The organism is Gluconacetobacter diazotrophicus PA1 5 (assembly GCF_000067045.1).
Lineage (GTDB): Bacteria > Pseudomonadota > Alphaproteobacteria > Acetobacterales > Acetobacteraceae > Gluconacetobacter > Gluconacetobacter diazotrophicus.
The window spans coordinates 199990-218938 of sequence record NC_010125.1 but is presented as its reverse complement, the minus strand read 5'-3'; the positions used below and the strand labels follow the sequence as shown (position 1 = coordinate 218938).

At 64.2% G+C, this 18949-nt stretch carries 16 protein-coding genes; 6 read left to right on the top strand and 10 right to left on the bottom strand.

Features of this window, described 5'->3' with window-relative positions; translation table 11 throughout:
- Positions 1-10: 10 nt before the first annotated feature.
- Genes GDI_RS00975 through GDI_RS00960 form a run of 4 tightly spaced genes read left to right on the top strand, consistent with a single transcriptional unit; the run spans position 11 to position 2965 of the window.
- On the top strand, positions 11-778 hold the full coding sequence (locus tag GDI_RS00975) for a LamB/YcsF family protein (protein WP_012222442.1): 768 nt from the start codon (positions 11-13) through the stop codon (positions 776-778).
- A gap of 9 nt (positions 779-787) precedes the next feature.
- The gene (locus tag GDI_RS00970; RefSeq protein WP_012222441.1) at positions 788-1234 is read left to right on the top strand and encodes an acetyl-CoA carboxylase biotin carboxyl carrier protein; all 447 of its coding nucleotides are present in this window, start codon (positions 788-790) and stop codon (positions 1232-1234) included.
- Entirely contained in the window at positions 1227-2585 is a 1359-nt protein-coding gene (gene accC, locus GDI_RS00965) for an acetyl-CoA carboxylase biotin carboxylase subunit (RefSeq protein ID WP_012222440.1), read from the top strand. Before GDI_RS00970 ends, accC begins: the two co-directional genes overlap by 8 nt.
- On the top strand, positions 2582-2965 hold the full coding sequence (locus GDI_RS00960; protein ID WP_012222439.1) for a hypothetical protein: 384 nt from the start codon (positions 2582-2584) through the stop codon (positions 2963-2965). Before accC ends, GDI_RS00960 begins: the two co-directional genes overlap by 4 nt.
- 10 nt (positions 2966-2975) lie before the next feature.
- Here GDI_RS00960 and GDI_RS00955 read toward each other — a convergent pair whose 3' ends face one another.
- On the bottom strand, positions 2976-3551 hold the full coding sequence (locus tag GDI_RS00955; RefSeq protein ID WP_012222438.1) for a winged helix DNA-binding protein: 576 nt from the start codon (positions 3549-3551) through the stop codon (positions 2976-2978).
- A gap of 78 nt (positions 3552-3629) precedes the next feature.
- On the opposite strand from GDI_RS00955, the gene GDI_RS00950 reads away from it, so the two are divergent.
- Positions 3630-5723, top strand: a complete 2094-nt coding sequence (locus tag GDI_RS00950) for a hydantoinase/oxoprolinase family protein (protein WP_012222437.1) — start codon at positions 3630-3632, stop codon at positions 5721-5723.
- Positions 5720-7333 carry a hydantoinase B/oxoprolinase family protein gene (locus tag GDI_RS00945; RefSeq protein ID WP_012222436.1) on the top strand — a complete coding sequence of 538 codons (1614 nt, stop codon included), beginning with the start codon at positions 5720-5722 and terminating at the stop codon, positions 7331-7333. The genes GDI_RS00950 and GDI_RS00945 overlap by 4 nt, the downstream gene beginning before the upstream one ends.
- A 118-nt stretch (positions 7334-7451) precedes the next feature.
- On the opposite strand, the gene GDI_RS00940 is transcribed toward GDI_RS00945, so the two are convergent.
- The 9 genes from GDI_RS00940 to GDI_RS00900 all read right to left on the bottom strand — a co-directional run bounded on the left by GDI_RS00940 (position 7452) and on the right by GDI_RS00900 (position 18815).
- The gene (locus GDI_RS00940; RefSeq protein ID WP_012222435.1) at positions 7452-8870 is read right to left on the bottom strand and encodes an Asp-tRNA(Asn)/Glu-tRNA(Gln) amidotransferase GatCAB subunit A; all 1419 of its coding nucleotides are present in this window, start codon (positions 8868-8870) and stop codon (positions 7452-7454) included.
- Entirely contained in the window at positions 8867-9061 is a 195-nt protein-coding gene (locus tag GDI_RS00935) for a hypothetical protein (protein WP_183116236.1), read from the bottom strand. The genes GDI_RS00940 and GDI_RS00935 overlap by 4 nt, the downstream gene beginning before the upstream one ends.
- Before the next feature lie 186 nt (positions 9062-9247).
- A complete protein-coding gene (locus tag GDI_RS00930; RefSeq protein WP_012222433.1) occupies positions 9248-10153 on the bottom strand; it encodes a LysR family transcriptional regulator in 906 nt (301 codons plus the stop codon).
- 56 nt (positions 10154-10209) lie between these two features.
- Positions 10210-10884: an RraA family protein gene (locus tag GDI_RS00925; RefSeq protein ID WP_012554225.1), complete on the bottom strand. Its 675-nt coding sequence runs from the start codon at positions 10882-10884 to the stop codon at positions 10210-10212.
- Positions 10885-10921: 37 nt separating this feature from the next.
- Positions 10922-12250 (bottom strand): MFS transporter, encoded by a 1329-nt coding sequence (locus GDI_RS00920; RefSeq protein WP_012222431.1) that lies wholly within the window; start codon positions 12248-12250, stop codon positions 10922-10924.
- Between the two features lie 157 nt (positions 12251-12407).
- On the bottom strand, positions 12408-14966 hold the full coding sequence (locus GDI_RS00915) for a TonB-dependent receptor plug domain-containing protein (protein WP_012222430.1): 2559 nt from the start codon (positions 14964-14966) through the stop codon (positions 12408-12410).
- A 369-nt stretch (positions 14967-15335) separates the two neighbouring features.
- A complete protein-coding gene (locus GDI_RS00910) occupies positions 15336-16682 on the bottom strand; it encodes an MFS transporter (RefSeq protein WP_012222428.1) in 1347 nt (448 codons plus the stop codon).
- Positions 16683-16821: 139 nt separating this feature from the next.
- Positions 16822-17661, bottom strand: coding sequence for a putative hydro-lyase (locus GDI_RS00905; protein WP_041249617.1), 840 nt, complete (start codon positions 17659-17661; stop codon positions 16822-16824).
- 263 nt (positions 17662-17924) lie between these two features.
- Positions 17925-18815: a LysR family transcriptional regulator gene (locus tag GDI_RS00900; RefSeq protein WP_012222426.1), complete on the bottom strand. Its 891-nt coding sequence runs from the start codon at positions 18813-18815 to the stop codon at positions 17925-17927.
- Between the last annotated feature and the right edge of the window lie 134 nt (positions 18816-18949).

Genomic DNA, 18949 nt, shown 5'->3' with positions numbered 1-18949 from the left:
GACCGTCCCCATGACCGACCGCAAGACCATCGACCTGAATGCCGACCTGGGCGAAAGCTTCGGCCACTACACGATCGGCAATGACGCGGCGATGCTGGACGTCGTGACGTCCGCGAACGTGGCATGCGGCTTCCATGGCGGCGATCCGGAAGTTATGGCCGCGACCTTCCGCGTCGCCCGGGACAAGGGCGTGGCCGTCGGGGCCCATCCCGGCTTTCCCGACCTGTGGGGGTTCGGGCGACGCGTCATGCCGTTTTCAACCGGCGAGATCGAGCGGATCGTCGCCTATCAGGTTGGTGCCGCCCAGGCGCTGGCGGCCTATGCGGGGCATCGCATGACCTATGTGAAGACGCATGGTGCGCTGGGCAACCTGACCGAGCGGGACCCCGCCGTGGCCGAGGCCGTGATCGAGGCCGTGCGGCGCATCGACCCCACCCTGCCGCTGATGGCCATCGCCCTGAGCCATCTGGAACGGATCGGCCGCGAACGCGGCATGACGATCTTTTCCGAGATTTTCGCCGATCGCGCGTACACCGAGGACGGGCACCTGGTCTCCCGCAAGGAACCGGGTGCCGTGCTGCACGACGCGGATTTCGCGGCCGACCGCATCGTCCGCATGGTGCGGGCCGGCGCCATCGAAACCGTGTCGGGCCGGATGCTCCCGACCCGGATCGATTCAATCTGCGTGCATGGCGACAATGCCGAGTCCGTCGCGGTCGCCCGCACCGTGCGCGCCCGGCTGGAAGCGGCGGGCATCACATTGCGCGCGCTGACCTGAGAAGCCCCGATGACCGTCGATCTGGAGCGCATCACGATCCTCATGGACCGGATGCACGCACTCGGCATTGCCGAGCTGGAATACACCCATGGCGACGAGCATGTCCGCCTGGTCCGGGACACGTCCCCCCCGGCGTCCCCGGCACCGGGGACAGTGCCTGCCGCGACGCCGGACGTGCCGCCGTCCCCCCTGCCCGCCCCGGCCCCCACATCCTGCACGATCACGGCGACGATGCATGGCCAGTTCTACGCCTCGCCCACGCCGGGGGGCGCCCCCTTCGTCACCGCAGGCTCGGTCGTCGCGCAGGGACAGCCCCTCTATATCCTGGAGGTGATGAAGACCCTGACGCGGGTCGAGGCCGAATTCCCCTGCACGATCGTCGCGATCCTGTGTGAAAACGGCCAGGCGGTGGAGCCGGGAACCGAACTGTTCACCGTGGAGCGCCGGGATGCGTGACGTCCGCACCGTCCTGATCGCCAATCGCGGCGAAATCGCCCTGCGCATTGCCCGCGCCTGCCGCCTGCTGGGGCTGCGCAGCGTGGGCGTATATTCCGAAGCCGATGCCGGCCTGGCGCATCTGCGCCTGGTCGATCAGCGGATCTGCATCGGCCCCGCATCGGCGACACGGAGCTATCTGGATGCCGGGCGGATCCTGCGCGCCGCCGCATTGACGGGGGCGGACGCGATCCATCCCGGCTATGGCTTCCTGTCGGAAAATGCCGATTTCGCCGAAGCGGTGGAACGCGCGGGCCTGGTCCTGGTGGGACCGCCCGCGTCCATCATGCGCATGATGGGCGACAAGATCGCCGCCAAGCGGCAGATGCGCGACAGCGGCGTACCCTGCCTGCCCGGCTCGGACGATGCGCTGCCGGACGATATCGCCGAGGCCGTGCGGATCTGCGACGGCGTGGGCTATCCGCTGATCGTCAAGGCGGCAGGCGGCGGCGGCGGGCGCGGCATGCGCGTCGTGCGCCGGCCCGAAAACGCGCGGGAGGCGATCGAAACCGCGCGCGAGGAAGCCGGACGCGCCTTCGGCAACCCGTCGATCTATGCCGAGCGATTCCTGCAGCACCCACGTCATGTGGAAATCCAGGTCCTGGCCGACAGGGCGGGCCAGGCCGTCTGGCTGGGCGCGCGGGACTGTTCCGTACAACGCCGGCACCAGAAACTGATCGAGGAAGCGCCCGCCATCGGAATTCCGCCCGACCGTATCGCCGACCTGGGCGAGCGCTGTGCCCGCGCCTGCGTCCGGATGGGGTATGTCGGAGCCGGCACGTTCGAATTCCTCTACGAGGACGGCGCGTTTTCCTTCATCGAGATGAACACGCGCCTGCAGGTGGAACACCCGGTGACCGAAATGACGACCGGCATCGATATCGTGCGCGAACAACTGCGTATCGCCATGGGACATCCCCTGTCGTTCGGCCAGTCCGATATCGAAACGCGCGGCCATGCCATCGAATGCCGGATCAACGCGGAACATCCGGAAACATTCGCCCCCTGCCCCGGCCTCGTGCGGACATGGCGCCCGCCGGGCGGCCCCGGCGTGCGGGTCGATACGCACCTGTATGACGGATACACGGTACCGCCGCAGTACGACTCGCTGGTCGCCAAGCTGATCGTCCATGGCGCGGACCGCGCCGATGCGCTGGCGCGGATGCGCGCGGCGCTGGACGAGATGATGGTCGAAGGCATCACCACCACCGCCCCGCTGCATCGCCGCCTGATGGACGCCGCAGATTTTTGCGCCGGCGGCGTCTCCGTCCATTATCTGGAGGCACTGGCGGCCGAAGGGGCCACGCCATGACGATCCTGGACCAGTTGCCCGCGCTGGTCGCGGCCATGCGGCGCAATGCCGTCCGAAGCCTGACGGTGGGCGACGCCGGGACCAGGCTGACCCTGCGGCTGGCCGAGGCGGCGACGCAGACGCCGGTCGTCCCCGCAGCCGCCGGGGCGCCCGCCGTGACGCGGGCCCTGAGCCCGGAGATGGGCATCTTCCGCCTGGGGGCCGAAGGCGCGCAAACGGGCGCGACGGTCGCATGCGGGGCGATTCTGGGCTTTGTCGAGATCGGGCCGGCCCTCCTCCCGATCCCGTCGCCGGCGGCCGGGACGCTCAGCGCCGTCCTGGCCGAGGACGGCGCGCCCATCGGCTTTCACGCCCCGGCCTTCGAGATAACCGATGCCTGAGCGCCGCGTCCTAGAGCGACGAGGCCGAGCGCGACGCCTGTTCGTAGAATCCCGTCAGCACGCGCAGCGCCTTCGCGACCTCGCCGATCTTCACGCCGCCCGGCCGCCGGTCCGGGGGGATGAGTTCCAGCAGGCAGACCTTGCGGATACGGGCGTAATCCTCGCAGACCGTCCGCCCCTTCTCCGTCGCGCCGACGAAAACCTCCTTGCCGTCGCGGCGGCGGGTGATGAGGCCCAGCCGGTCCAGCTTCTTCATCGCATAATTGAGGTAATGGCGTTCGGACAGATTGAGCGTGAACATCAGGTCCGAGATGCTTTTCTGCCGATGGCGGTGATTGACGCTGTGCAGGATCAGCGCGTCCAGCGGGGACAGGTCGGGCAGGTTCGCCGCCGCCATGCCGCGCACCACCCAGCGCTGGAACGCATGATTGACGACCGTCAGCGCGAATTCGAACTCGCTGAGATCTTCGTTTCCAGGACTGGCGAGATGCGACGACGACACGATAAAGGCGCGTTCCATGGCCAGGGCCAACGCTTCGGACGGCTGTTCCGCGCGCGCGCGGCGGCCGGGTTTCGTGTTCGTCATGAGGCATCTCGCTCCCGTCTATTCGGCGCCGGACCGTGGCGGCGCAGCCTGATCCTAACCTGAACCCGGAGGCAGGGCATGTCCCCCAAGATGCAAATTCGCCTGGCCGCCGATATTGGCGGAACGTTCACGGATATCGTGCTGGAAACCCCGCGCGGGCGCCTGACGCGCAAGGTCCTGACGACGCCGCATGCGCCCGAGGAAGGGGTGATGACCGGAATCGGCCTGATCCTGGGCGATGCCGGGCTGGCCTTCGCCGACGTCACGGTCTTCGTCCATGGCACGACGCTGGCGACCAACGCCATTATCGAACGGCGAGGCGCCCTGACGGTACTGATCGGCACCGAGGGATTTCGCGACATCCTGGAAATCGGCACGGAAAGCCGGTTCAACCAGTATGACATCATGATCCGGAAGCCGGCGCCGCTGGTTCCCCGTACCGCGCGCTTCACCGTGCCGGAGCGCATGGACGCACGGGGGCGGGTCCAGAGGCCGCTGGACGAGGACGCGCTGCGCGCGCTGGCGCCGCGCCTGCGCGCCGCGGGGGCCGAGGCGATCGCGATCGCCTTCATGCATTCCTACGCGAATCCGGACCATGAGCGCCGCGCCGGCGAGATCCTGGCCGAGGCGCTTCCGGACATTCCGATTTCGCTTTCCAGCGCCGTCTGCCCCGAAGTGCGTGAATATGAGCGCACCTCCACCACCGTCGCCAACGCCTATGTCCAGCCGCTGATGGCCGGCTATCTGGGCCGGCTGCGACAGGCGCTGGATGCGCAGTCGTTCCGTGGGGCGCTGTATCTGGTGACGTCGGGCGGCGGACTGACGTCGCTGGAGACGGCGCGGCAGTTTCCGGTGCGCCTGGTCGAATCCGGTCCGGCGGGCGGCGCGATCTTCGCCGCCCAATGCGCCGGGCGCCTGGCCGAGGATCGTGTCCTGTCCTTCGACATGGGCGGCACCACGGCCAAGATCTGCCTGATCGAACACGGTCAGCCCGCATCCTCGCGCGTGTTCGAAGTGGATCGCACGGCCCGTTTCATGAAAGGATCGGGCCTGCCGCTGCGCATTCCCGTCATCGAAATGGTCGAGATCGGCGCGGGGGGCGGGTCGCTCGTCCATCTGGACGCCATGAAGCGCGTCGTCGTCGGGCCGGAAAGCGCATCGTCCGTACCCGGGCCGGCCTGCTACGGGCTGGGGGGCACGCGCCCGGCCGTGACCGACGCGGACGTGACGCTGGGCCTGATCCAGCCGGAGGCCTTCGCCGGCGGCAGCATGACCCTGCAGCCCGAGCGCGCGGCGATCGCGTTGCAGCAGGCCGTCGGCACCACGCTGGGCCTGTCGCCGGAAATGGCGGCCCACGCGGTCTATGAAATCGTGTGCGAGAACATGGCCAGCGCCGCCCGCGTGCATGCCGCCGAACGTGGGGCGGTCATCGGTACCCACACCATGATCGCCTTCGGCGGCGCGGCCCCGCTGCATGCCGCCCGCGTGGCCGAAAAACTGGGGGTCCGCCGGCTGGTCGTGCCGTCGAACGCCGGTGTGGGGTCCGCCGTCGGCTTCCTGGCCGCCCCGGTCTCGTTCGAGATCGTCCGCTCCTGCCCGGTGCGGCTGAATGCCGGCTTCGACACCGCCGCCATGACGTCCCTGCTGGACGATATGACGGACACGGCGCGGGACATGGTGCAGGACGGAGCCGACGCGGCGGCGCTGACCGTCCGGCGCGGCGGCTTCATGCGCTATGTCGGACAGGGACACGAAATCATCGTGTCCCTGCCGGACGGACCGCTGACGCCCGACGCCCTGCCGGCGCTGCGGGCGGCATTCGAGGCGGAATATGCCCGCCAGTTCGAGCGCGTCATCCCCAACGCCCCGGTCGAGATCCTGAACTGGTCGGTCTGTGTTTCGACCACGCCCGCGAAACCCGAACCCTTCGCCCCCACGCCGGCACGGCACGGGGCGGCGCCGGAACGGACGCGCCGGCTGTTCGACGGGGCCAGGGGGCAGTTCGTAGAACTGGCGGTCCATGACCGCGACGACATGCGCCCCGGCAGCATCGTTCCCGGACCGGCCCTGATCGCCGAGCGCGAGACCACCACCTACGTTTCGGCCCGCTTCGACGCCTTTATCGACGGCAGCGGCAATATCGTCATGGACATGAAGGAAACGGCCCAATGAACGCGCGGAACCAGATCGATCTCCAGATCATGTGGAACCGCCTGATCGCCGTCGTCGGCGAGCAGGCTCAGGTCCTGATTCGCACGGCCTTCAGCCCGATCGTGCGCGAATGCGAGGATATTTCGGCGGGAATCTTCGACCTGCGGGGCCGCATGATCGCGCAGGCCGTGACCGGCACCCCCGGCCACGTCAATTCGATGGCGGAATCCGTGGGCCATTTCCTGCGCCACTTCCCCATCGAGACCATGAAGGACGGCGATGCCTACATCACCAACGACCCGTGGATGGGCACGGGGCACCTGAACGATTTCGTCGTCACGACCCCGGCCTTCCACAGGGGAAAGCTTGTGGGGCTGTTCTCCTGCACCAGCCACCTGATGGATATCGGCGGCCTGGGCTGCGGCCCGGAAGGGACGGACGTGCTGATGGAGGGGCTGTCGATCCCCATGCTCAAGCTGATCGACCAGGGCCGGGTGAACGAGACCCTGATGGCGATGATCCGCACCAACACCCGCCTGCCGGTCGACACCGAGGGCGATACCTATTCCCTGGCGGCCTGCAACGACGTCGGCGTGCGCGCGCTGCGCGCGATGATGGACGAATTCGCCATCGATACGCTGGAACCGCTGGCCGATTTCATCATCGAGCGATCGTACGATGCCGTCGTGGAAAAAATCGCCGCCCTGCCACGCGGCACATGGTCGTACGACATGACGATAGACGGCTACGATGCGCCGCTGACGCTGCGGGCGAGCCTGACGATCGATGCCGATGGCGTGCAGGTCGATTATGACGGGTCGGACCCCGTCGTGCCACGCGGAATCAACGTACCGCTGGCCTATACCAAGGCCTATACGGTGTTCGGCCTGGCCTGCGCCATCGCGCCGGACGTGCCCAACAATGCCGGATCACTGGCGGCCTATCGCGTCACGGCACCGGCGGGAAGCGTGCTCAACGCGCCGTACCCGGCGCCGGTCTCCGCACGGCATATCGTCGGGCAGATGCTGCCGGACATGGTGTTCGGCTGCCTGCGCACGCCCCTGCCCGACCGGATTCCGGCCGAAGGCACATCCTGCCTGTGGAACATCACGGTACGCGGAAACTGGGTGCCGGACGGCCAGGATACGACGCAGGCCTTCGCCCTGGCCATCACGACCAATGGCGGCACGGGCGCGCGGCCGGGCCTGGACGGGCTGTCGGCCACCGCGTTTCCCTCCGGCGTCCATGGCACCCCGATCGAGATCGCGGAAATACAGTGCCCCCTCATCTTCTGGCGCAAGGAATTCCGCGAAGGCAGCGGCGGCGACGGCGAGACCCGCGGCGGCCTGGGTCAGATCATGGAGATCGGCAGCACGGAACAGCGGCCGTTCGACCTGCTGGCCGCATTCGACCGGATCACATACCCCCCGCGCGGCGCAGTCGGGGGCAAGGACGGCGCCCCCGGCTGCGTCAAGCTGGCGGGCGGCAGGGAACTCGCAGGCAAGGGGCTACAGATTATCCCGCCCGACGAGACGTTGATCATCATGACGCCCGGCGGGGGCGGCCTTGGCGCGCCCGGGGCCCGGACGGAAACACGACGCCAGGCGGACCGCGAGGGCGGTTATGTATAGCATACGACGGTACTGGCAGGCGGTCGAAAGACCGCCTGCCCCCGAGGCAGCCAGTGCCGGTTCACAGACATGACGGAACGGACGCATCGGCCGATGAGTCCGTTCCGACAGGCAGGATTCAGAGAGGCGGCTGTCTGGTGTGCCAGTCCGTGTCGCGCTGGTAGGCATCGGCAACCGTCATCACGCGCGCCTCGGCGAACGGTCGGCCGGCGATCTGCAGGCCGATGGGGCAACCGTTCGGGTCGAAACCGCAATTCACGCTGATTGCCGGCAGGCCCAGATAGTTGAACGGTCGCGTATTCGCGGACACGGCCATGAACGCCTGCACGGAAGCGGGCGACCCCTGGTCGATATTGGTCTCGGCCAGGGTCGGCAGGCAGGTGCGGATCGTGGGCGTCGCCAGGACATCGACCTGCCCGAAGACCTCATCCGCGAAGGCCTTGAGGATCGGGCCGCGCCGGCTCAACGCCTCCACGTAATAAGGAGCGGGAATGGCATTGCCGCCAAACAGCCGCGCGCTGAGCTGTACGGAATAGTCCTGGGGGCGCTCGCGCATCCATTCGGCATGGATCGCCGCGGCTTCGACACGGAGGAGAACACCGGCATAGACGGAAACCGCATCCATCAGCGGCAGCGGCAGCCGCATTACGGTTGCGCCGCGTCCGGCCAGGACAGCTACCGCGGCCTCGAATGCGGCGACAACCGGAGCATCGGCGCCATCCAGAAAATAAGTGGTCGGAATGCCGACCCGCAGGCCCCGCAGATCGCCGTCCAGGGCGGCCTCATAATCCGGTACGGGCTCGGCGGAACTGGTCGGGTCGCGGCTGTCCTGCCCGGCGATGACCTTCATCATGCGGGCACAATCCCGCACCGTGCGCGTCAGGGGGCCCACATTGTCCGCCGAAAAGGAAAGCGGCATCACCCCCGCGCGGCTGACCCGCGTCTGTGTCGGCTTCAGGCCCGTCACGCCACAGGCAGCCGCCGGCAGACGGATGGAACCACCCGTATCGGACCCCAACGCGCCATAGGTGCAGCGCGAGGCGACCGCCGCCCCCGATCCGCTGGACGAGCCACCGGTGATATAGGGAAGGTTCCAGGGGTTATGACAGTCGCCGTAATGCGCGTTGTGACCCGTCGGGTTCATTGCGAATTCGGCCATGTTCAGGCCGCCATAGGCATAGGCCCCGGCCGCGGCCATGCGCTCGACCACGGTCGCCGTCACCGTGGGGACGAAATCCTTGCGGATCACCGATCCGCAGGTGCACGGCCTGCCGGCCTGATAGTACATGTCCTTGTGCGCCAGCGGCAGGCCGTGCAGCAGCCCCAGCGCAGCGCCCGCGGCCACGGCCTTGTCGGCGGCCTCCGCCGCGCGGAAAGCCCCCTCCCGATCGAGCCAGATGGTGGCGTTGATCCGCTCCTCGGCGGCGTCAAGCCGGGCCAGACAGGCCTCCAGAAGCGCCATGGAGGTCGTCTCGCGCATAGCGACCGCGTCCACCGCATCCACAAGGCTCAGATCGGCCAGATCCCGCGCGGTCATTGCTTTGCCGCCTGCAGCGCTGCTTCGAAGCTCGACGGTTCATCCTCGAACCGCAGTTGCCCCCGCATCGCCTCGAACGCGGAGATCGTCACCGCCAGTTCCGCCTCCAGCCGTCGCGCGAGTTCGCTCGGCGGTACGATGCCGCTCCATGTGGCGATGCCCGTCTCTATCATTTGTTCGAATTTCGTCACGATCTTCTCCTTCAGACGTCGAGACGGACACAAGACCATCCGCAACCGGCGACAATCCAGACGGCGTCACCATCAATGACTATAAAGGCACTTTGAACGAAAACCAGAAAAACAACGATGATAAGGTATTGTTATACAGTCATATATGACTTCATTACTTTGCCACACACCGGACCGATCGATGCATCATCCGGACTCACCGAATTCGTCAATCGCAACCTGCTGGGCAATCTTGACGACATCCTCGATAATTTCGGAATTATGCCTGATGAGGCGCCCCGCCACGCAATTGACCTTTGGAACGGGCATGCCGACGTCCAGAAGGCAGAGTTCCCCGGATTCGAGATGGTTCCTGACGACCGCCTGGGGGATCAGCGCCAGTCCCGGACGCTTGAGGAGCATGTTGACGATCATCGGCGCCGAACTCATGGCATGAATACGATGGCGACTGATCCCTTCCCTGGCCAGGAGGCTGCACAGCATCGAATGCGGGACGGTATTGCGCGAGAACGTCATGAGCGACAGGGAGGGCAGATTTCCGAGTCCGATCTCCTCCAGCCTGGCATCCTTGAATTTCTTCGAGGCGACAAGACCGAGCTTGAACTTGTAGACGGACGTCTCGATCATGACGGGAGAGTTCACCGGCCCGATGAAGATCCCGAGATCCAGCATCCCCTTCGTAACCTTGCGCTGAATATCGTCGGAATTCCCGATATCGAGATCGATCGTGATATTCGGATATTTCACGCCGATTCGCGAAAGAAGATGCGGCAGCCAGGTATGGACGACGGTCTCTATCGTCCCGAGACGCAGGATTCCGTTCTTCTCGCTGTGCCCCTTGATCGTCGCGACGGCCTCGTCATGAAGTTCGAGAATGCGCTCGGCATAATAGATCAGCGTCTTGCCGATAGGCGTCGGCGAGACCTGATTGCCCGTACGATAGAACAGCTTCGCGCCCAGTTCATGTTCCAGTTGCGCGATGCGTATCGAAATTGCCGGCTGCGTCAGGCGAAGACTCTCCGCCGCAGCCTTGAACCCTCCCAGACGGTCTATCGACAGAAGGACCTCGAGCGACTTGAGGTTCATCGCCATTCACCCTTGTCAGACATCACGGTTCCGGAAACACGCCATCCTGCGAACGGTCCCGCTCAACATCCGTGGCGCGCCACCCATTCGTTGATCACGTCGGTCGTGCCCATGATATCCGGATATTTCTCGCCGGCGGTGAGACGGGCAAGCGTCACCTTCTCGTCGGCCTGCATCTGGATGGCTCGTGCCGCGGCCGCAGCGACATCCGCGGGCGGCAGGACCAGTACCCCGTTTTCGTCCGCGAGGATCGCATCCCCCGGGTTGACCGCGACGTCACCGCAACTGACCGGAATGCAGAACTCGCCGCCCAGGCCCAGGGTTTTAACCGTGACGGCCGATGTACCGCTCGACCAGACAGGCACGCCGTACTGCCGCAATTCACCCAGGTCGGTCACCGCGCCATCGACGATGATACCAGCGACCCCGGCACATTTGGCCGCATAGGCGACCGCCCCCCCCATGGCGGCGATGGCCGTGTCTCCACAGCGGTCGATCACCAGGATATCCCCCGGACGCGCCTTTCCTATCGCATAATGGACGATCGACCCATCCATGCTGGGCATGCGGAGCGTCACGGCGGTCCCCGCCACACGCCGATCCTGGAAATGGGCGCGGATCCTGGGCATCATAAAACCGGCATAGCGAAAATGACCGATCACGGCGGGCTCGGCCTGGATCAGGAGCGCGAGGTCGCTGGCCGCCACGGCAGGAGGCAAAGGATTGAGGACAAACATTCTTTTATCCGATCTCAAGAGGATACAGAGTAACCGGCTATGACTGTTCGGAGGGTGTCCTGTGCCCCGCGGCGACAATGCCGGCCGCGGTGACTGCCAGGGTCACCATGACGTAAAGTGTAATCCCCCAGGTGCCTGTCCATCCGCCCACAATGCTGCTCATGATCAGCGGGGCGAATGCACTGCCGCCTGCCAGGCTGCCAAGCGTGTAAGCCAGGGACGACCCGGTATAGCGCACGGTGGAAGGAAACTGATTGGTAATGAATGTGCCCTGCGCCGCATACATCGCCGCATGGGACACCGTCCCGATCGCCGTCAGGCCGAAGATCGCCAGGGGCAGTTTCATGCCGAATACCGGAAAGAACGCTAGCGTGATGAGCGAGCCGGCCAGGATGCCGCCTGCATAGACTTTCCGGCACCCTATCCGGTCGATCAGAGAGCCGAAGACCGGAATCGCGACAAGTTCGCAGGCGCTGCCTGTCAGCGTGCAGCCCAGCGCGACGGAACGGGGCATATCGAGAAACTGCGTTATGTAGGAAATGCTGAAAATGAGCAGGAGCGAATAGAGGACGTCCGTCCCGATTCTCGAAGACGATGCGATAGCCAGCGCGGCCTTATGCTTGCGCAGCACTTCGACCAGGGGGGGCGCGCCGGCCTCGTGGCGGCTCTTGGCGAACACCGGCGTCTCGGGAACGGCGCGACGGACCCAAAGGCCGAACACCATCAGGAACGCGCTCAGGGCAAAGGGAACACGCCAGCCCCAGGACAGGAAAGCCCTGTCGGGCATGAAAATCCCCACGCCACCGATGACGAACGTCGCCAGCAATATCCCCGCCGCCGGCCCCATCTGCGCCCAGGATGAATTCCGCCCCTGACGGTGCGCACTTCCGTGTTCCGTGGCGATCAGAACCGCCCCCGCCCACTCCCCGCCCAATGCGAGCCCCTGCAGAAAGCGGACGATGCTGAGGCCCAGCGGGGCGACGATCCCGATCGATTCGAATGTCGGCAACACGGCAATGCTGGCAGTACAGGCCCCCATCAGGGTCAGGGCGAATACCAGGACCGTCCTGCGACCATATCGATCCCCGATCCAGCCGAACACGACCGCTCCGACCGGGCGCGAAACGTAGCCCACGGCATATGTCGAGAATGCGAGGATCATGCCCACACGCGGCTGCGCGGAGGGGAAGAAGAGGCGACCGAAAATCAGGGCCGCCATGGTATTGTAGATGGTGAAATCATACCATTCCAGCATCGTCCCCACGATGCTGGCAAACGCGATCCGCCATTGTGACAGCCGCGCCCGCATGATCTGCGGATTCTGGTCCTCCTGGAACGAAGCCTGCCGTGGCGTCACATTTTTCATCAATGACCGTTTCCTGAAAACAGAGCCGTCCCGTGCCGGTGTCGTCCACGCGACCTTTGCAGCGTTCAGTTCCCGGGGCGCCTTCACAGCGCCCCGGCGGAACATCGTAACAAGGTCCGTGATGGCGAACATCCGCGTTTCGGCGCCTTGTCCGTCGTCAGAATTTCAGGGATGTCTTGACATAGTACATCCCTCCATTGAAGCCGTATGGCGAGTTTCCTGCGTAGATAAAGGCATTCTGCAACGCGGCGCGCGAGGCGGCATTGGCGCGGGTAGGATAGTGGTTTCCCGCATTGTAGGCACCGACCGCGATGTGCCAGCGCTTGAAGACGTCATAACCGAGTTCGAGATTCGTGATATAGGATGGCCCGGCATACGTCCACTGGGTCTGGACGAGCGAGGGCGACGCGACCCAGGTATAGGAGCCGAAGCGCTGTTCCTGAACGCGGAACGAATAGGGGCCCTTGTTCCAGGAAACCGACAGATTCTCGATATTCTTCGGTGCCGAATGAAGCAGGAATTCCTCGTTGGTGCGATTGAAGGACGTCTGTCCAAGTGCGGTCAGAATACCGGGCGTCGCGTTATGGTGCGTGATCTCCGTATCGGCGATGTTAACCGAGAAACTGAAAAGGAATGTTCCGGACGTGGTATGCAACGTATAGCTGGTCGAAATATCACCGCCATTCGTCGCCGTATTGACCGGATTGCTGTAATAGGACGCATAGAGAACATTCGGCAGCCCGACGCCGGCCAGGATGGATTCGATGTTCGTGCCACCGAACAACGAGGAATTGTAGAGTCGATCGTTGATCGAAATTCGGTACAAGTTTGCGGTCAGGGTCCAGTTCGGCAGTAGCGTAACGTCGGCGCCGACGCTGAAGCTGCGCGACTGTTCACCCTTCAGCTTGGACGCGCCGAGTGCCCGCGCCCACGGCGAATTGACGGGCAGCTGTGCCGTCCGATACGTGGGAAAGGTGGTCTCGGAGAAAAAAGCCTCTTCCGCGAGGGTCGGGGGCCGGAATCCCGTATTCGCGTTGGCGCGGAGCGCGAAATTCTTGGTGAAATTATAACGCGTCCCGATGGACCCCGTGGCTGCGGCACCGACATCGCTGTAGCCTACGGCGTGACCGCCCAGGGTCCATTCCCATTTCCTGGTTGCGAAGAAATCGAGATTGACCGAACCATCAAAGACATTCCGCACCTGCGTCCCTGCCGCCAGCGGCGGGACGCCGAACTTGTCGACGGCGCCGGCCGCGACGACATGGCCCGCATCCGGACCGTCGAGCACCGTAGCCCCCCCGTCCGTGTAGGACGCGGGCTCTCCGGCGCCGATATGGAAGCTGTCCCGCCGATATTCAAAGCCATATGAGAAGTTGATCGGGCGGGGCAAAAGGGACGTATGAAAGAACTTGGTTGACTTGAAACCGGCCGCCAGCTCGTCCGAAATGAATCGCGCCGTGGAAAACGAACGCGGGCTGGCCAGGCCATAGGTGGGATTGTCGGTGTCCCTGATTTCGTTGGCCATCTGGTCTCTGCCGTAATTGGCATAGATATCCCATTCCATGCCCAGGAAGTTCGACGAGCGTATGCCGTCATTGACCTGGAAATCGTTTTCGGTGCCGATCAGGTACGGTTGGGTCCCATTGGGATAGAATGAACGAATGATAAGATCGTTCGAAGCCGCCCGATAGGTCTGGGCTTCCTGAATGTCCTTATGGGCGAATGTCGACGTATTGTAGAATTCGAAGTTCTTCGCCACCGGATAGGCGGCATTCAGGCTGACGGTTTCCAGCAGTGACTGAGGCGATCCCGAAAGATTCTGCACATTGCGCCCCAGGGCCGCGGCGCGGGGATCCGACGGGTCCAGATAAAGGCTGCCCAGATACGGCCCGGAGCGGTTTGTCCGGAGCTGATTGGTGATCTGTGCCGCGACATTCAGATAACCGCCATTGCGCCCGAGCGCCATCCCGTAATCGACGTTGCCATCGACCGTCTGACCGTCACCAGGGTAATAGCCACTGTTCTGCAGGTCGAACGTCCCGCCGTGCGTATCCTGCTTCAGGACGATGTTGACCGCTCCAGCCTCGGCATCCTGGCCGTAGAGGGCGCTGGCCCCTTCCGTGATGATCTCGACATGATCGATCGCACTCATTGGAATCAGCGAGAGGTCGGCGGGATCGGTGCCGTAGTTCTGTCCCGACTGGTAATAATTGAAATTGGCGTCGACGTGGCGGCGTTTTCCATTGACCAGCATCAGGGTCTGGTCTGCGCCGAGATTCCGCAACTGCATCGACTTGTTGAGGCCGTTGCCGCCGATGCCCGCGAACGGGGTGGAGGTCACGGCCGGCGAGAGCTGCGCGATGGCCGCATAGATGCTGGTCTGCCCGGTTTCCCGCAACTGTTCGGCGCTGTAACGGAATACCTGTACGGTACTGTGTTCGCGGGTCGAAATGGACAGGGCGGAATTTCCCGGCGTGGCCGTACCGCTGACGGTGATCGCTTCCGCCTGCTTCACCACATTCCTGGCGGAAGGCGACGCCGGATTCGGTTTATTGATATGCCGGTTGCTTTTCGACGTGAATGTCGCCTGGTCCGGGGCCTGGCTTACAGCTTGCGCTTGTGCCGTGTGGCTGGGCAGAAGCATCCCTGCCCCGACTACACATGACGTAATGCAGATATACCAATATATCTGCGGGCATCGCGAGTTTTCCGACATATGTATTCTCCATTTTCCACCACACCCTTGGCGACCAGTAAATCGCCTCGGACTACCAGCCATTCAAAAAAAACTCCTACGCTTATTGATGCTTCTTCGAGAAAGGTCAGGTTTACACCGCACTGTGAGCAGGAACCGGTATTGTGTCTATACCGAGACAAATTGCAGTCGAGCGACTGACTTTTTCCGATCTGGCTTCGCGTCTGATTCGGAATAATAACGATGTCGCAATTTTTCAATAATATTGTGATTATAGTTCGTCATAAAAATATATTATAACCGCTCAACGGCACCCATCCGGCATTGCCGCGTCCGATTTCGCGGCGCAGATTCATCAGCGCAGGGTCCGCGGCCTCCCGCCTGCCGCTGTCACGCCGGCGTCGCGACCCGGGCCGCATCCGTTGCCCGTCGCGGCAGGCACAATGTGGCAATCGCCCCGACGAGCGCACAGAACGCCACCAGAAACAGACCCGCCAGCGGCTGGCCGGTATGGACGCGCAGCCAACCGATCCCATACGGACCGACCAGCCCCCCGAGCGCTCCGAGACTGTTGATCCACGCCAGCCCGGTCGCCAGCACCTCCTGACCCAGCACCAGGGTGGGAATGGTGAAGATCATGCCCGTCACGCACAGCGCGGCCGCCAGCGCGGCCGTCAGAAGCAGCAGGGCCAGCATGCCGCTCCCCTGGCACAGGAAAGCCAGCACAAGCGTGACCGACACGATCAGGAACGGGGCCGCCATATGCCAGCGTCGCTCCTGATGCCGGTCGGAACTGCGCGCATTCAGGGTCATCGCCACCATTGCCGTCGCGAAGGGAATAATCATGTACAGGCCGATAGTCGCGGACGATGCCGCAAGCACCTGCGCGACGAAGGTAGGGATCCAGAAGACAATGCCGTAATTGCACACCGCCTGGCAGAAGCAGATCAGGATCAGCAACCGGACGATCGGGCGCGACAACGCGGCGAAGGGTCGCGCCCTGCCGACCGGTGCCGACGCCGCGCCGGCAGCCCCCCATCCCGCATGCACGCGTGCAAGGACGATCCGCCGCTCCGCCGCGCCGAGCCATCGTGCGTCTTCCGGACCGTCATCCAGACGCCGCCATACCACCAGGCCCAGCAGAAGGGGGGGCACGGCTTCCAGGAGGAACATCCATTTCCACCCGGGAATGGAGAGTACGCCATCAAAATGCGCCAGGATGGCGACGGAAACCGGACCGCCGATGGCGCCGGAAGCCGGAATGGCGATCAGGAAAGCCGCCGTGACCCGCGCGATCATCTGCCGCGAGAACCATATCGCCAGGTAATAGAGCACGGCCGGGTAGAACCCGGCCTCCGCCACGCCCAGCGACACGCGCAGCAGGCAGAACTGCCAGTCGGTCCCCACGATCGTGAACAGGAACGAGATCAGGCTCCAGCCTATCATGATGGCCGCGATGGTGCGCCTGACCCCGAAACGGGCCAGCAACAGGGACGAGGGCACCTGAAAGGCAATATAGCCGATGAAGAACAGGCCCGCCCCCAGCCCGAACGTTGCGTCGGAAAAATGAAGGCTGTTTTCCATCGGAACGCGGGCGAAACTGAGATTGATCCGATCGAGATAGGAAAACATGTAGCAGACGACGAGCAGCGGAATGATGCGCCAGGCTGCCGCCCGGAATACCGCCTGCTCGGTCACGGAGATCGCGTCACTTGCCCCTGTGGCATGGTCGGTCAACAGCTGATCCTTCTCCTGTAGCCCACCCCCGGCGGGGGCGCGGAAATACGCCCCCGATCTTATTTTATGTGCGAAACGATATGGAAGCGGGAACGATACCGGGCCGCGCACGCCCGCCGGACACCTGGCGAATGGCCGATCAGATAATCCTGCCCCGATGGCTCGCCACCAGGTCCTCGTAGCCTTCTATGGGCATGTCCGTGACCAGCATCGCGCCCGGCGCGTGGGTGATGGCGAATTCCGGCTTGCTGGCGGCCAGAACCGCCTGCGGCGTGACCCCGCAGGCCCAGAAGACCGGAAGTTCATCGTCAGCCACTTCCGTAGGGTCGCCGTAATCGGGGCTGTCGATGTCGGCAATGCCGATTTCTTCCGGAAAGCCGATCTGTATCGGCGCACCATGGGCCAGCGGGATCAGCGAACTGATCTGCACGGCCCGAATGGCGTGATGCGACCGGAACGGCCGCATGGACACGACCACCGGCCCCGCGAACGGGCCGACCGGCGTGCAGGCGATATTCGTCCGATAGACCGGCACGCCGCGGCCGAGCTGCAGGTGCCGCATGGGCACGTCACAGGCCGTCAGGGCGTTCTCGAACGAGAAGGAACAGCCGAGCGCGAACGTGACCAGATCGTCGCGCCACTGGTCCCGGATATCACCGGTTTCGGCCACCATGTTGCCGTCGCGCCATACGCGATAAAGCGGCAGGTCGGTCCGGAGGTCCAGGTCCGCACCCAGCGACGGAAGCCGGTAGTCCCCCGGACGCGACATGCCGACCAGCGGACACGGCTTGGGGTTCCTGAGGCAGAATTCATGGAATGCATCCGCGAGGCTGGCGGGCAGCATGACAATATTGGCCTGGATATATCCCGCGGCCATGCCGGCGGTCACCGGACCGCTCTCGCCCGCCCGGCAAAGCCGGCGGACTTCGGCAGGAGAGGCATTGAAATAGGGCAATCTCGCCGAATCGGAATCGACCATGATTCGCATCCCTTTCGTGACATCGGAGCGGGCCATCCCTGCGACACGCAACGCCGCGTATCGCGTGCCGATCCGTATCCACACAGAAACGACTATCTGCCCGGTGCCGAAAATTGCAAATGAGTAATGTATATGTTCGCGTATAAGGATATTTTATAGCGGTATTTCTTCGTATCGTCCGCCACGATACCGCTCGATTTCCCGTGTCATTCCCGGTTCTTGTGTCATGCGCGGCTTCGGCCGTCGCCGGAGCGTCACCTGCGTCAGGCCCCTGCGCTTTGCGCCACGTTCCGCGCCATGGCGACGACATCCTCCACCAGGCCCGAGCTGTGCTTCATCAGCCGGCCGGCGACGCAATTGAGAGGCGGCAGCGCCTGCCCGACATCGAGTCTGCACAATGCACCCGAATCCAGATGTTCGCGCACGACATCCGGCGGCAACAGGGCCAGTCCCGCGCCGCTGAGGAGCATGCTGACGATCGTCGGTACCGAACTCATGGCATGAACGCGATGGTGGCTGCCCCCTTCCCTGCCCAGCAGGCGGTGCAGCATCGAATGCGGAACGGTATTGCGTGAGAAGGTCATGATCGGAAGCGCGGGCAGGCTGCCCAGATCCGTGCGCCCGCCGCGCTGGCCCACGACCGTGCGATGCGCCAGCAGCGCGACCTCGAAGCTGCAGACCGGCGTCTCGATCATCATCGGAGAATTGACCGGCCCCATGAACAGGCCGACATCCAGCATGCCCTTCGCGACCTTGCGCTGGATATCGTCGGAAATGCCGATATCGAGATCGACCGTGATATTGGGGTATTTCTCGTCGATGCGGCAGAGCAGTTGCGCCAGCCAGGTATGCGCGGTCGTTTCCACGGTCCCGAGGCGCAGGATACCGTTTTCCTCGTTATGGCCCTTGATGGTCAGAAGTGCCTCGTCCCGCAGCTGCAGGATGCGCTCGGCGTAGTGGATCAGCGTCACGCCGACGGGCGTGGGCAAGACACGCTTGCCGGAGCGATGGAAGATCCGCGTCTCCAGCATGGCCTCCAGCTGCGACACCCGGATCGAGATCGCGGGCTGCGTCATGCGCAGCGCCTCGGCCGCCGCCTTGAAGCCGCCCAGCCTGTCGATCCACAGCACGGCCTCCAGACTCTTCAAGTCCATCGCACCCGATCCCTGCCTATAAGGCGCGTTTATATCACAGGGACCGGTCGGCACGCCAAAGATAAGCCTCCCTCCGCACAGCCGCCCGTGGCCACAGGACTATTCGCAAGAAGTCCGGATTTTATATGTAAAAA

Coding starts and splice junctions, on each gene's coding strand:
- GDI_RS00900 (WP_012222426.1), bottom strand. CDS start 18,815: ATGGACTTGAAGAGTCTGGAGGCCGTGCTGTGGATCGACAGGCTGGGC.
- GDI_RS00940 (WP_012222435.1), bottom strand. CDS start 8,870: ATGACCGCGCGGGATCTGGCCGATCTGAGCCTTGTGGATGCGGTGGAC.
- GDI_RS00925 (WP_012554225.1), bottom strand. CDS start 10,884: ATGTTTGTCCTCAATCCTTTGCCTCCTGCCGTGGCGGCCAGCGACCTC.
- accC (WP_012222440.1), top strand. CDS start 1,227: ATGCGTGACGTCCGCACCGTCCTGATCGCCAATCGCGGCGAAATCGCC.
- GDI_RS00920 (WP_012222431.1), bottom strand. CDS start 12,250: ATGAAAAATGTGACGCCACGGCAGGCTTCGTTCCAGGAGGACCAGAAT.
- GDI_RS00930 (WP_012222433.1), bottom strand. CDS start 10,153: ATGGCGATGAACCTCAAGTCGCTCGAGGTCCTTCTGTCGATAGACCGT.
- GDI_RS00950 (WP_012222437.1), top strand. CDS start 3,630: ATGTCCCCCAAGATGCAAATTCGCCTGGCCGCCGATATTGGCGGAACG.
- GDI_RS00960 (WP_012222439.1), top strand. CDS start 2,582: ATGACGATCCTGGACCAGTTGCCCGCGCTGGTCGCGGCCATGCGGCGC.
- GDI_RS00970 (WP_012222441.1), top strand. CDS start 788: ATGACCGTCGATCTGGAGCGCATCACGATCCTCATGGACCGGATGCAC.
- GDI_RS00915 (WP_012222430.1), bottom strand. CDS start 14,966: ATGTCGGAAAACTCGCGATGCCCGCAGATATATTGGTATATCTGCATT.
- GDI_RS00905 (WP_041249617.1), bottom strand. CDS start 17,661: ATGGTCGATTCCGATTCGGCGAGATTGCCCTATTTCAATGCCTCTCCT.
- GDI_RS00945 (WP_012222436.1), top strand. CDS start 5,720: ATGAACGCGCGGAACCAGATCGATCTCCAGATCATGTGGAACCGCCTG.
- GDI_RS00955 (WP_012222438.1), bottom strand. CDS start 3,551: ATGACGAACACGAAACCCGGCCGCCGCGCGCGCGCGGAACAGCCGTCC.
- GDI_RS00975 (WP_012222442.1), top strand. CDS start 11: ATGACCGACCGCAAGACCATCGACCTGAATGCCGACCTGGGCGAAAGC.